Consider the following 13,279-nt stretch of genomic DNA (forward strand, 5'->3'; position numbering starts at 1 on the left):
GCATTTACACAAAAGGTTATTTAGACTCTTCTGCTTCAGGTAATGTTACGTTCAGCTCGAGGATCGAAATATCGCCGTCTTTTTGTTCAAGCTGTACGGTGACCATTTCTGGATCAATTTGTACATACTTGCAGATAACGTCGAGAATATCCTTCCTTAGCTGCGGTAAATAATGTGGCTCGGCGTCACTACGACGACGTTCCGCAACAATAATCTGCAGTCGCTCTTTAGCGATGTTCGCTGTGCTCTTTTTCCGCGAGAGAAAAAAATCCAGTAATGCCATAACTTATCCTCCGAACAGGCGTTTGAGGAAACCTTTCTTCTCTTCTTCAATGAAGCGGAAAGGACGTTCTTCTCCCAACAGACGGTCTACGGTATCAGCATAGGCTTTACCGGCATCAGCATTGATGTCGAGAATAACCGGCTCACCCTGGTTAGACGCGCGCAGGACTGACTGATCTTCAGGAATCACGCCAACCAGCTTGATTCGCAGAATTTCCAGTACGTCTTCCATGCTCAGCATGTCACCTTTATTTACGCGGCCAGGGTTGTAGCGCGTAAGCAACAGATGCTCTTTAATCGGCTCTTCACCGTTTTCTGCACGGCGGGATTTCGACGCCAGAATACCCAGAATACGGTCTGAGTCGCGTACAGAAGAGACTTCCGGGTTTGTGGTGATGATGGCTTCATCAGCAAAATACAGGGCCATCAGCGCGCCGGTTTCGATACCCGCCGGGGAATCGCAGACGATGAAGTCAAAGTCCATCGCTTTCAGATCGTCCAGAACTTTTGCGACGCCTTCACGCGTCAGCGCGTCTTTATCGCGGGTCTGTGAAGCCGGAAGAATAAAGAGATTCTCGGTACGCTTATCTTTGATTAACGCCTGATTTAACGACGCATCGCCCTGAATAACGTTGACGAAGTCGTAAACGACGCGGCGTTCACAACCCATAATCAGATCAAGGTTACGCAGGCCGATATCAAAATCAATAACGACAGTTTTCTTTCCCTTCTGGGCCAAACCTGTAGCGATGGCCGCGCTGGAGGTGGTTTTGCCAACGCCCCCTTTACCCGAAGTAACAACAATAATGCGTGCCATAGAAATTCCTTGTTAAAAAGGGATCAATTCAACGGTTGAACTGTCAAAGCGTTCTCTGCTAATTGCAGGCGTGCCGCTTTGCCATAAAATTCTGCTGGGATTTTATCACTCAGCCAATAAACACCTGCGATAGACACCAGTTCTGCCGTCAGGTGGGTACAAAAAATTTGCGCTTCCCGGTCACCGCTTGCGCCTGCCAGCGCTCGACCTCTCATCATCCCATAAACATGAATATTGCCATCAGCGATAAGCTCTGCGCCCGCACTGACGTGGCTTGTAACAATCAGATCACATTGTGGAGCATAAATGCGCTGACCGGAACGAACCGGTACATTTATTAATCGTGTTTTTGTGATGGGAGTAACGTTTTGCGGCGGCGGGACGGGAACTGGAGCCTCAACAGGCGCGGGACGAAGCGCTTTTTCTTTACCTTCAGTCAGTAAAGGAAGTCCCATTTCGTCAATTTCAGCCTTTAATCGAGCGTCTTTGCATCCGCTAACGCCGATAATTCGCAAGCCGGTAGACGCGACAACTTCCTGCAGCGCCGACCAGTTTACCGGGCTTTCAAGACCACTCACGTTAACCACTACGGGCGCATGTTTTAAAAATGCAGGGGCCTGCGCGATTTTGTCTTCCAACGCCTGACGAATAACCTCGGGTTCTGCTTCATGTAAATGAACCACTGATAAGGTGAAGCTACTGCCTTTAAGCTCGATTGGCGTGTTTGACATCCTGGCCTTACTCAATTTGCTATTTATCATCCCCAGCGCGGGGTGATATTCCGAAGACTATAAGGCATGTTATAGTCAGTATTATATTGAGGCAAGCCACCATTCCGTGAATTCAGAGTAAAAGATATGTTTTGTGTGATCTACCGAAGCAGCAAACGTGACCAGACTTATTTATATGTCGAAAAAAAAGACGATTTCTCGCGAGTTCCTGAAGAACTGATGAAAGGATTTGGTCAGCCAACGCTGGCAATGATGTTGCCGCTTGATGGTCGAAAAAAACTGGTTAATGCCGATCTTGAAAAAGTAAAACAGGCGCTAATCGAGCAGGGCTATTATTTACAAATACCGCCACTGCCAGAAGATTTGCTCAAACAGCATCTGGCAGCGGCCAAACAAAATACATCAGACGCTAAACGTTAAACTGCATCCGGCAGCAGCACGTTCCATCGATGCAGTACCTGAAATCTATGACTACGTTAGGGGAAAGTAATGTATCAACATCACAACTGGCATGGTGCTCTGCTGGATTATCCGGTGAGTAAGGTGGTTTGCGTAGGCAGTAACTATGCCAACCATATAAAAGAGATGGGGGGAACCACCCCGGAAGAGCCGGTACTGTTTATCAAACCGGAAACTGCGCTGTGTGATTTGCGCCAGCCGCTGGCGATACCATCCGATATGGGGTCGGTTCACCATGAGGTTGAGCTGGCGGTACTGATTGGCGCAACCTTACGCCAGGCGACAGAAGAACATGTGCGTAAAGCCATCGCTGGCTATGGCGTAGCGCTGGATCTAACCCTGCGCGATATTCAGGGCAAAATGAAGAAAGCCGGTCAGCCGTGGGAAAAAGCCAAGGGCTTTGATAATTCATGCCCGCTGTCAGGATTTATCCCGGTGGCGGAATTTGATGGTGATCCGCAGGATACAATGCTCGGCTTGACGGTAAACGGCGAAACGCGTCAGCACGGCTCGACGGCAGATATGATCCATCCCATTGTTCCTTTGATTGCCTACATGAGCCGTTTCTTTACGCTCAAAGCGGGCGATGTGGTGCTGACGGGTACGCCAGCAGGGGTTGGACCGTTAAGTAGTGGTGATGAACTGGCTATCAGTTTCCACGGACAAACTCTGACCACCCGAGTGCTGTAATCTCTGCTTGCCGCCTTTTCGGGCGGCAAAACTTGCATCAGCGTGCCAGACTGGTTATAAGGTGCAGCTTTATTACGATAGCGGATACCCTGATGAGCGACATACCTTTCTGGCAAAGTAAAACCCTTGATGAAATGACCGATGCCGAGTGGGAGTCATTATGTGATGGGTGTGGCCAATGCTGCCTGCATAAGCTGATGGATGAAGACACCGACGAAATCTATTTTACCAACGTCGCCTGTAAGCAGCTCAATATTAAAACCTGCCAGTGCCGTAACTACGAACGTCGATTCGAATACGAGCCGGACTGCATCAAACTCACGCGTGATAATCTGCCTACCTTTGAATGGTTGCCGATGACCTGCGCCTATCGTCTGCTGGCGGAAGGAAAAGGGTTGCCAGAATGGCATCCGTTGCTGACCGGGTCGAAAGTGGCAATGCATGGCGAACGTATTTCGGTACGTCATATTGCGGTAAAAGAATCAGAAGTGCGCGACTGGCAGGATCATATCCTGAACAAACCTTCATGGGCGGACTGAGCCGCCCATCGATTAGCAGGCGTTAAGGGTTAAGATTTTTTCGCCTGATACATCTCATCTCCATGGTTGTCGTCTTCAACCCAGAAATTGATGTTGAATTGCGCATCGTCACTTAATTCAACGCGATGCCAGTATTGTGGTGGGCTGGTCGCGAACTGGCCGGCATTAATCACTACTTTCACTTCGGGTTCTTTTGCGTCTTCATTGGCAAAGCCATAATACGTTACTGTGCCTTCCATCACGCAGAGCTGTCCAAACACCCCCGCAGCGGTGTTGTGGTGGGAGAGCAGTGCCGCAGGAACATTGTCTTTCGTAAAGAAGGGAGTAGAGCGTTTAACTTTCCAGTTTGCCGGGATGCGTAAATGGGACATAAGACATCTCCTTCGTGTGGCATCTATAAGATGTATTTAATATACATCTTATAGATGCCAGCAGGCAATGAATTTAAGCCAAAAAAAAACGCTCCCGAAGGAGCGTCTCTGTTAGCGACCGAAAAGGTCACGTTTTTTCGGTTTAAACGGTTGTGCTATGACGACCAGTATCGCCACAACAAGATATGCGGCGAAGATCCCGAGCAGCCACTGCGGCATTTCGAGGGTTAAAAACGACCACTGACGCTCAGCGCAGTCGCCCGATGCCACAAACACCTGCGGCAGCCATTTATCCAGCGGTAACCAGCTCGGAAAGCGCGCGGCAAAATCACAGGTCATAAATGGTGACGGATGAAGCTGAATCATGGTGTGTTCATACGCTAACTGAAGACCGCGCCAGGCACTGTAAATCCAGATAACCATTGCCACATAGCGCAGCGGTGTTTTTGGCGCGATAGCCCCCACCAGTCCCGCACCCATCACGCCAAATAATGCGCTACGTTCATAAATACACAACACGCAAGGTTTTAGCAGCATGACGTGCTGGAACCACAACGCAACGAGTTCCAGCGCAAAGGCGGTAAACGCCAACAATAACCACGCTCCACGACCACGGGAACACTGGTTTAAAAATCGCAACATAATAATTTCCCTGCAACATGCGTAGAGACCGCAGTTTAAACCAATTCACTTTATGCGCCACTAGCGGGAATTGAAAATTTGCGTAATCGGATAATTATCATGCAAAAAGTCAAACCGGGCAGTGATTTGCCCGGCTAATTGTTATGAAAGTGTAGCTAACCAGCCCGACTGGGTCATCCATTCGGTCATTGGAACAAGTGTGAACTCCACGCAAAGCAACCCGACGAGCGTCAGGACAAGGGTATAAGGCAGAGCCATCCATACCATGCGACCATAAGAGAGGCGAATCAATGGTGCCAGGGCGGAAGTCAGCAGAAACAGGAACGCCGCCTGCCCGTTTGGTGTGGCCACGGAAGGCAAGTTGGTCCCGGTGTTAATCGCCACCGCTAACAGTTCATACTGATTAAGGCTGATAGTCCCCTGTTCCAGGGCCGCTTTGGCTTCGTTGATGTAGATAGTGCCGACAAAGACGTTATCAGAGATAGACGACAGCAGACCATTAAACAGATAGAACAGCGTTAATTGCGCGTGTTCAGAGGCTTGTAAAACGAACTGAATAATCGGCGAAAAGAGCTGCTGATCGATGATCACCGCAACAACAGAGAAGAACACGGTCAGCAGGGCGGTGAAGGGCAGCGACTCGGTAAAGGCTTTGCCTATAGCATGTTCGTCGGTAACGCCGGTTAACGACGTTGCCAGAATAATCACTGACAGACCAATTAATCCCACTTCCGCCAGATGCAGTGCCAGGGCGACCACCAGCCAGACGCCGATAATCGCCTGGATAATCAGTTTGATCTTGTCCTGGCGGGTTCGCTGCTGACGGCTCTGATCGTCAAATTTTTGCAGGACATCGCGGACGGTCTCCGGCAGCGTTTCGCCATAGCCGAACCAACGTAATTTCTCGACCAGCACGCAGGTTAGCAGACCGCAAATTAGCACCGGAACGGTGACCGGTGACATGCGCAGGAAGAAGTCGCCAAAGTGCCAGCCAGCAGCTTTGGCGATAATCAGGTTTTGCGGTTCACCAACCATGGTCATTACGCCGCCTAACGCCGTACCGACGCCTGCGTGCATCATCAGGCTACGCAGAAAACCACGGAACTGCTCCAGAACGACCTTGTTGTGCTGATCGATATGGCTGTCATCGAGCATATTGTTATCTTCCCCACGGGAAGAGGCCACGCGATGGTAGATGCCATAAAAACCGACCGCTACGCTTATCACCACGGCAACGACGGTCAACGCGTCAAGAAACGCGGACAGGAAGGCGGCAGCAATGCAAAAGGAGAGTGACAGCAGTGACTTGGAACGAATGCTGAGCAGAAGACGGGTGAAAATAAACAACAGCAGTTGCTTCATAAAGTAGATGCCTGCCACCATAAACATCAGCAGCAGTAACACCTCAAGGTTGGCGGCAACTTCTTCACGTACATGCGCGGCGCTGGTCATGCCAATGATGACAGCTTCAATTGCCAACAGCCCGCCCGGCAGCAGCGGATAACATTTTAGCGCCATTGCCAGCGTAAAAATGAACTCGGCCACCAACAACCAGCCTGCAATAAAGGGATTGATGAAAAAAATAATCGGGTTAGCGACTAAGAAGATGAGCAGTGCAAGTTTATACCAGTCTGGCGACTGACCTAAAAAATTGCGCCACATCGCGCGGCTCCATGATAGCTCCATGGTGATTTCCCTACCTTTAAAAATGAAATGATGTTTTTATGTTTGACCGCAAAGCTTAGCGGGAGGAGGGGGCGCAGGCAAGCTCTTCACGTGAATGGCAAGGGGGGAGTGAGTATCAGTGTTATCTGGAAAATGAAGCCTTGATCCACTTTTTCTTCATTTCGTCAGCTATCAGCTATGAAACCCGTCTGGTATGATAACTGTAACTATGTTTTGCTGTGTAATGGAATTATTACTATGGTCATTAAGGCGCAAAGCCCGGCGGGGTTCGCGGAAGAGTACATCATTGAGAGTATCTGGAATAACCGCTTCCCACCTGGCACTATTTTGCCCGCTGAACGTGAACTCTCTGAACTGATCGGAGTGACACGTACTACGTTGCGCGAAGTATTACAGCGTCTGGCGCGGGACGGCTGGTTGACCATTCAACACGGCAAACCGACGAAGGTGAATAACTTCTGGGAAACCTCCGGGTTGAATATTCTTGAAACGCTGGCGCGCCTCGATCACGAGAGCGTACCGCAGTTGATCGATAATCTGCTGTCTGTGCGCACCAACATTTCAACCATCTTTATCCGTACCGCGTTTCGCCAGCATCCTGACAAAGCGCAGGAGGTGTTGGCGACGGCAAATCAGGTAGCTGACCACGCTGATGCGTTCGCCGATCTGGACTACAACATTTTTCGCGGTCTGGCATTTGCGTCCGGTAACCCCATATACGGTCTGATCCTCAACGGAATGAAAGGGTTATATACCCGTATTGGTCGTCATTATTTTGCTAATCCAGAAGCGCGTGGTCTGGCGCTGAGCTTCTATCGTAAGCTGTCAGAACTGTGTGAGCAGGGCGCTCATGAGCAGGTTTATGAAACGGTGCGCCGCTATGGTCACGACAGCGGCGAGATTTGGCATCGTATGCAAAAAAACCTGCCGGGCGATTTAGCTATTCAGGGACGCTAATTACGCAATGCCGGATAACACGCTTTAGCGTCGCCATCCGGCAATAAGATTTACAGACCGTTCATCCTCGGCGGGCAACGCTCCAGCAGCTCCACGCTGCCATCTTCATTCTGCTGCTCCAGCATCACGTCAAAACCCCATAACCGGTGCACATGTTTCAGTACCTCTTTGCGTCCCTTATCCAGCGGGGCACGGTTATGCGGAATATAACGTAAGGTGAGCGAACGGTCGCCGCGCAGATCGACATTCCAGACTTGAATATTCGGCTCCAGGTTGCTGAGATTATATTGCGACGACAGTCGGCTACGAATTTCACGATATCCTTCCTCATTATGGATAGCGGAAATCTCCAGGTAATTGTGGCGATCGTCATCCAGCACGGTGAACAGGCGGAAATCGCGCATCACTTTTGGTGACAGGAACTGACTGATAAAACTCTCATCTTTAAAATCGCGCATCGCAAAATGCAGCGTTTCCAACCAGTCGGAACCGGCAATATCCGGGAACCAGTACCTGTCTTCCTCGGTGGGGGACTGACAGATACGCTTGATATCCTGGAACATCGCAAAGCCCAGCGCGTAAGGGTTTATCCCGCTATACCACGGACTATTGTACGGCGGCTGGAAAACCACGTTAGTATGGCTATGCAGAAACTCCAGCATAAAACGCTCGGTAACTTTACCTTCATCATAAAGGTGGTTAAGGATGGTGTAATGCCAGAAGGTGGCCCAGCCTTCATTCATCACCTGCGTCTGTTTCTGCGGATAAAAATACTGGCTGACCTTGCGCACGATGCGTAAGACCTCACGCTGCCAGGACTCCAGTAGCGGCGCGTTTTTTTCCATAAAATAGAGCAGGTTTTCTTGCGGCTCGGAAGGATATCGCCGTGCTTCGGAAATGGTTTTCTCTTCCTCTTTCTTCGGCAGCGTGCGCCACAGCATATTCACCTGGCTTTGTAGATACTCTTCACGGCTTTTCTGCCGGGCTTTCTCTTCCTGTAGCGAGATTTTTTGCGGTCGTTTGTAACGGTCCACGCCGTAGTTCATCAGCGCATGGCAGGAGTCGAGGAGCTTTTCGACTTCATCCACACCGTAACGCTCTTCACACTGGGTAATGTAGTTTCGCGCGAAGATCAGATAGTCGACAATGGAGCTGGCATCCGTCCAGCTACGAAACAGGTAGTTATTTTTGAAGAAAGAGTTATGTCCGTAGCAGGCATGCGCCATCACCAGCGCCTGCATGGTGATGGTGTTCTCTTCCATCAGATATGCGATACACGGATTGGAGTTAATGACGATTTCATAGGCCAGCCCCTGCTGACCATGCTTATACAAGCGCTCGGTTTCAATAAACTTCTTACCAAACGACCAGTGCGGATAGTTGATTGGCATCCCGACGCTGGAGTAGGCATCCATCATCTGTTCGGAGGTGATCACCTCGATTTGGTGCGGGTAGGTATCCAGTCTGTAGAGTTTCGCCACGCGGTCTATTTCCGCCAGATAGACATCCAGCAGATCAAACGTCCAGTCGGGTCCATCGCTTAACCGTGTGCTGTCCTTGTTCATGGAATCAATCGTAGCCATTCGCGCACCCTCATTGTTGGCGGCACTCTCTGTGTGGAGTACCTCATTTCAAGCATAGATCATGGTGTTAAAAAACGTGCTGCGGCAGAAATTTTTTCTTTGCGATTTCACGTTAGCGAAGCGCAGAAAAAAGGCATATCCGCAAAATTTTATGCTGGATAAAAATAACGCACAGCATGAGATTCCAAAGCCGGGAGTTCCCAGCAATCACCGCCATATGTGAGATAAGTCACCATAAAAAAGCCATATGTTGAATAATATTTTCAACTGAGTTATCAAGATGTAATTAGATGATTGTTCTTTTACTGTTAACGGAGTGGCTATGCGAGTTGTCATACTGGGAAGTGGTGTCGTTGGCGTGACCAGCGCCTGGTACTTAAGTCAGGCTGGACATGATGTCACCGTCATTGATCGTGAGCCCGGTCCGGCACTGGAAACCAGTGCGGCAAACGCCGGACAAATCTCTCCAGGGTATGCAGCACCATGGGCGGCGCCCGGCGTACCGCTTAAAGCAATTAAATGGATGTTTCAGCGCCATGCCCCGCTGGCCGTCCGTCTCGACGGGACTCAGTTCCAGTTGAAATGGATGTGGCAAATGCTGCGTAACTGCGACACCAGCCACTACATGGAAAACAAAGGACGCATGGTACGGCTGGCGGAATACAGCCGTGATTGCCTGAAAGCGCTGCGCGCCTCTACCGGCATTGAGTATGAAGGACGTCAGGGTGGAACGTTACAGCTGTTCCGTACTGCTCAACAGTATGAGAACGCCACCCGCGATATCGCCGTGCTCGAAGATGCGGGCGTGCCATATCAGTTGCTTGAAGCAAACCGCCTGGCGGAAGTCGAACCCGCGCTGGCGGAAGTGGCGCATAAGCTGACCGGCGGCTTGCGTTTACCAAATGACGAAACCGGTGATTGCCAGCTGTTTACCCAGCGCCTGGCGCAGATGGCCGAGCAAGCGGGCGTCACGTTCCGCTTTAACACCCCGGTCGATAAGCTACTCAGCGAGGGTGAGCAAATATATGGCGTCCAGTGTGGGGATGAAATTATTAAAGCCGATGCTTATGTGATGGCGTTTGGCTCTTACTCCACGGCGATGCTCAAAGGTATTGTTGATATTCCGGTCTATCCGCTTAAAGGTTATTCCTTGACCATTCCGGTGGCGCAGGATGATGGGGCCCCGGTTTCTACTATCCTTGATGAAACCTACAAGATCGCCATAACCCGCTTTGATAACCGTATTCGCGTTGGCGGCATGGCGGAGATTGTTGGCTTCAATACCGAATTGCTGCAGCCTCGCCGCGAAACGCTGGAGATGGTTGTACGCGATCTTTTCCCGCGCGGCGGTCATGTGGAGCAGGCTACATTCTGGACCGGACTGCGTCCGATGACCCCGGACGGTACGCCGGTCGTGGGACGAACCCGCTTTAAAAATCTGCTGCTTAATACGGGTCATGGCACACTGGGCTGGACCATGGCCTGTGGATCCGGCCAGCTGCTGAGCGATATTTTATCTGGTCGTACCCCAGCCATTCCTTACGACGATTTGAGCGTGGCGCGTTACAGCCCGGGGTTTACCCCCTCTCGGCCACGGCATTTACACGGCGCCCATAACTGATAAGGATGAGAGATGACCCGCCCGATACTGGCCAGCATTGACCTGCAGGCGTTAAAACAAAATCTGGCCATTACTCGCCAGGCCGCACCGGACGCCCGCGTCTGGTCGGTAGTGAAAGCCAATGCTTACGGACATGGCATTGAACGAGTATGGAATGCGCTGGGCACAACCGACGGTTTTGCCATGCTCAATCTTGAAGAGGCGATAACCCTGCGCGAGCGGGGATGGAAAGGCCCGATATTAATGCTGGAGGGTTTTTTCCACGCCGACGACCTGACGATATATGACAAATATCGTCTGACAACGTGTGTGCACAGTAACTGGCAGCTAAAAGCATTGCAGAATGCGCGCCTGAACGCACCGCTCGATGTTTATCTGAAGGTGAACAGCGGCATGAACCGGCTGGGTTTCTTACCAGACAGAGTTTCCACGGTCTGGCAACAGCTGCGGGCTATGCCCAATGTCGGTGAAATGACGCTGATGTCGCACTTCGCTGATGCAGAACACCCGGATGGCATTCAGGAAGCGATGACACGTATTGCGCAGGCGACAGAAGGGCTGGAGTGCCGACGGTCACTGTCCAATTCGGCTGCGACGCTGTGGCATCCAGAAGCGCATTATGACTGGGTTCGTCCGGGCATCATTTTGTACGGAGCATCGCCGTCTGGACAGTGGCGAGACATCGCCAATACGGGCCTGAAACCTGTGATGACGTTAAGCAGCGAAATTATCGGCATACAAACGCTGAAAGCCGGCGATCGGGTCGGTTACGGCGGGCGTTACACCGCCAGCGGGGAGCAACGCATCGGCATTGTGGCGACCGGGTATGCAGATGGTTATCCGCGCCATGCGCCGAGCGGCACGCCAGTGCTGGTAGATGGTGTACGCACCAAAACGGTCGGAACGGTCTCAATGGATATGTTGGCGGTTGACCTGACGCCATGTCCTCAGGCGGGGATCGGCACGCCGGTAGAGCTGTGGGGCAAAGAGATTAAAATTGACGATGTGGCCGCTGCTGCGGGTACGGTGGGCTACGAACTGATGTGTTCGCTGGCGCTGCGCGTACCGGTTGTGACGGTGTAACTTTTGTATGCCGGGTAGGCGCAGCTCCCACCCGGCAAAAACAGCTACGTCACTCATCCTCATCTTCAGCAACGCGAACACCAACCTTCAGCACCGCATTATCTTCTTTCTCGGCCACCGTCCAGATCATGCCAGCAAATTCAACCTGGTCACCGACGACCGGCGCGGCGCCTAACAGGTGCTGAACGATTTCACCCAGCGTTTGCTGTTTATCGCGATACTCTGTGCCATCGTCGAGGCCATATATCAGCGCCACGTCGGCATATTTTGCGCTGGCTTCGAGAATAAAATCCCCAAAGAAGCGCTGGTCTAACGATACCGGCGGCGACTGGCTGAATAGCTTGCCGAGAGCGGGGAGATCGCGCTCGCGACCAATGACGCACAACACGTCACCTTCACGCAGGCGCGTGCTGCCCGACGGATGAAACAATACATTGTCACGAAACAGGGCGGCAATTCGCGTTTCTTCCGGCATATGCAGGTCGCGCAATGCGGCTCCCACACACCACTTATCCGCGCTGAGCTGATAAACAAACTGCTCCCAGGGGTTATCCGGGTGAATATCCAGACCAATACGCGAAACGGGCCAGCCGACCGGGGGAACCACCACTTTGGCCTTTTTAGCCGCCCAGGAAAGTGACGTTCCCTGAAACAGCAGGGAGATCAGAACCACGAAGAACGCCACATTAAAGAACAGACGCGCATTTTCCAGGCCGGCCATCATCGGGAAGACGGCAAGGATGATCGGCACCGCGCCGCGCAAGCCCACCCAACTGATAAAAATACGCTCGCGCAGATTGAAGCCACGGAACGGCAGCAGTCCGGCGAAGACCGACAGCGGACGAGCCACGAAAATCATCCATGCGGACAAAATCAGCGCTGGAATCGCGATAGGCAGCAGGTCGGAAGGCGTGACCAGTAGCCCCAGCACCAGGAACATGGCGATTTGCGCCAGCCAGGCCAGACCATCGAAGTTTTGCAGAATACCAAATCGGTTGCGAATCGGGCGATTACCCAGCAGGAAACCGCACAGATAAACCGCCAGAATACCGCTGCCTTCCAGTGCGGTAGTCAGGGCAAAAATGAGGATCCCGCCGCTTAAAGCCAGTAACGGATACAGCCCGGCAGGCAACGAAATGCGGTTAATCATTTGCTGCAGCAGATAGCCGCCGCCCAGACCCAGCACAATCCCTAAACCAAACTGCTGGAGTATATGCACCGCGAACATCCAGCTTAAACCGGTCTCGTGGTTTTGGATCATGGCGATAAGCGTGATAGTCAAAAATACCGCCATCGGGTCATTACTTCCGGATTCAATTTCCAGCGTAGAGCCAACACGTTCGTTAAGCCCCTTACCACCAAGCAAGGAAAAGACCGCCGCCGCATCGGTGGAACCGACTATCGCGCCAATCAATAGCCCCTCAATGAGATCCAGATTAAACAACCATGCGGCCATCATGCCGGTAAGTCCGGAAGTAATCAGTACCCCGACGGTCGCCAGCGATAGCGCCGGACCCAGCGCGACGCGAAAAGAGCTGGCCTGGGTGCGCATGCCGCCGTCGAGCAGGATAACCGCCAGCGCGAGGTTGCTCACCATGTAGGCAAATGGGTAGTTGTCAAAAGGAATACCGCCTACACCATCCACCCCCGCTAACATCCCGATAGCGAGAAATATCACCAGAATAGGGATGCCAAGACGTGATGAGAATGAACTGAGTAAGATACTGCAGGTGACGAGAACGGAACCCAAAATAAAAAGGCTAATAACTGCTGCGGCATCCAACGTTCGTTTACTCCTGAATTACGCTGTTTCGTATT

At 51.7% G+C, this 13,279-nt stretch carries 14 protein-coding genes; 6 read left to right on the plus strand and 8 right to left on the minus strand.

The features are described 5' to 3' along the window. Positions 1–16: 16 nt before the first annotated feature. The 3 genes from minE to minC are packed head-to-tail and all read right to left on the minus strand — an operon-like array spanning position 17 to position 1,830. Positions 17–283 (minus strand): cell division topological specificity factor MinE, encoded by a 267-nt coding sequence (minE, locus tag KQJ18_RS04470; RefSeq protein ID WP_003833739.1) that lies wholly within the window; start codon positions 281–283, stop codon positions 17–19. A gap of 3 nt (positions 284–286) precedes the next feature. Beyond that, complete coding sequence (gene minD / locus KQJ18_RS04475) at positions 287–1,099, minus strand: septum site-determining protein MinD (RefSeq protein ID WP_038641246.1); 813 nt, start codon at positions 1,097–1,099, stop codon at positions 287–289. Between the two features lie 23 nt (positions 1,100–1,122). Further along, positions 1,123–1,830 carry a septum site-determining protein MinC gene (minC, locus tag KQJ18_RS04480; protein WP_038641244.1) on the minus strand — a complete coding sequence of 236 codons (708 nt, stop codon included), beginning with the start codon at positions 1,828–1,830 and terminating at the stop codon, positions 1,123–1,125. Between the two features lie 126 nt (positions 1,831–1,956). Between minC and KQJ18_RS04485 the strand changes: the two genes are divergently transcribed. The 3 genes from KQJ18_RS04485 to KQJ18_RS04495 all read left to right on the plus strand — a co-directional run bounded on the left by KQJ18_RS04485 (position 1,957) and on the right by KQJ18_RS04495 (position 3,518). After that, complete coding sequence (locus tag KQJ18_RS04485) at positions 1,957–2,250, plus strand: YcgL domain-containing protein (RefSeq protein ID WP_216421537.1); 294 nt, start codon at positions 1,957–1,959, stop codon at positions 2,248–2,250. Between the two features lie 69 nt (positions 2,251–2,319). Further along, a complete protein-coding gene (locus KQJ18_RS04490) occupies positions 2,320–2,979 on the plus strand; it encodes a fumarylacetoacetate hydrolase family protein (protein WP_038641240.1) in 660 nt (219 codons plus the stop codon). 92 nt (positions 2,980–3,071) lie between these two features. Further along, complete coding sequence (locus tag KQJ18_RS04495; RefSeq protein ID WP_216421538.1) at positions 3,072–3,518, plus strand: YcgN family cysteine cluster protein; 447 nt, start codon at positions 3,072–3,074, stop codon at positions 3,516–3,518. Between the two features lie 29 nt (positions 3,519–3,547). Here KQJ18_RS04495 and KQJ18_RS04500 read toward each other — a convergent pair whose 3' ends face one another. The 3 genes from KQJ18_RS04500 to nhaB all read right to left on the minus strand — a co-directional run bounded on the left by KQJ18_RS04500 (position 3,548) and on the right by nhaB (position 6,217). Beyond that, on the minus strand, positions 3,548–3,889 hold the full coding sequence (locus KQJ18_RS04500; RefSeq protein WP_003020940.1) for a DUF1971 domain-containing protein: 342 nt from the start codon (positions 3,887–3,889) through the stop codon (positions 3,548–3,550). A 111-nt stretch (positions 3,890–4,000) separates the two neighbouring features. After that, the gene (gene dsbB / locus KQJ18_RS04505) at positions 4,001–4,531 is read right to left on the minus strand and encodes a disulfide bond formation protein DsbB (RefSeq protein ID WP_042307884.1); all 531 of its coding nucleotides are present in this window, start codon (positions 4,529–4,531) and stop codon (positions 4,001–4,003) included. Between the two features lie 141 nt (positions 4,532–4,672). Then, complete coding sequence (gene nhaB, locus KQJ18_RS04510; protein ID WP_038641231.1) at positions 4,673–6,217, minus strand: Na(+)/H(+) antiporter NhaB; 1,545 nt, start codon at positions 6,215–6,217, stop codon at positions 4,673–4,675. Between the two features lie 237 nt (positions 6,218–6,454). Here nhaB and fadR point away from each other — a divergent pair, with 237 nt between their 5' ends. Continuing rightward, a complete protein-coding gene (gene fadR, locus KQJ18_RS04515; protein WP_038641229.1) occupies positions 6,455–7,174 on the plus strand; it encodes a fatty acid metabolism transcriptional regulator FadR in 720 nt (239 codons plus the stop codon). 50 nt (positions 7,175–7,224) lie between these two features. On the opposite strand, the gene KQJ18_RS04520 is transcribed toward fadR, so the two are convergent. Continuing rightward, positions 7,225–8,757 (minus strand): SpoVR family protein, encoded by a 1,533-nt coding sequence (locus KQJ18_RS04520; RefSeq protein WP_069324685.1) that lies wholly within the window; start codon positions 8,755–8,757, stop codon positions 7,225–7,227. A gap of 322 nt (positions 8,758–9,079) precedes the next feature. Between KQJ18_RS04520 and KQJ18_RS04525 the strand changes: the two genes are divergently transcribed. Together KQJ18_RS04525 and dadX are read left to right on the plus strand one after the other, a co-directional pair. After that, a complete protein-coding gene (locus tag KQJ18_RS04525; protein WP_085048063.1) occupies positions 9,080–10,378 on the plus strand; it encodes a D-amino acid dehydrogenase in 1,299 nt (432 codons plus the stop codon). 12 nt (positions 10,379–10,390) lie between these two features. Continuing rightward, positions 10,391–11,461, plus strand: coding sequence for a catabolic alanine racemase DadX (dadX, locus tag KQJ18_RS04530; RefSeq protein ID WP_038641223.1), 1,071 nt, complete (start codon positions 10,391–10,393; stop codon positions 11,459–11,461). Between the two features lie 49 nt (positions 11,462–11,510). Here the strand turns inward: dadX and KQJ18_RS04535 are convergent, their stop codons facing one another. After that, the gene (locus KQJ18_RS04535) at positions 11,511–13,244 is read right to left on the minus strand and encodes a potassium/proton antiporter (RefSeq protein WP_038641221.1); all 1,734 of its coding nucleotides are present in this window, start codon (positions 13,242–13,244) and stop codon (positions 11,511–11,513) included. Between the last annotated feature and the right edge of the window lie 35 nt (positions 13,245–13,279).

The sequence above is a fragment of the Citrobacter sp. S55_ASV_140 genome (assembly GCF_018919505.1).
Lineage (GTDB): Bacteria > Pseudomonadota > Gammaproteobacteria > Enterobacterales > Enterobacteriaceae > Citrobacter > Citrobacter werkmanii.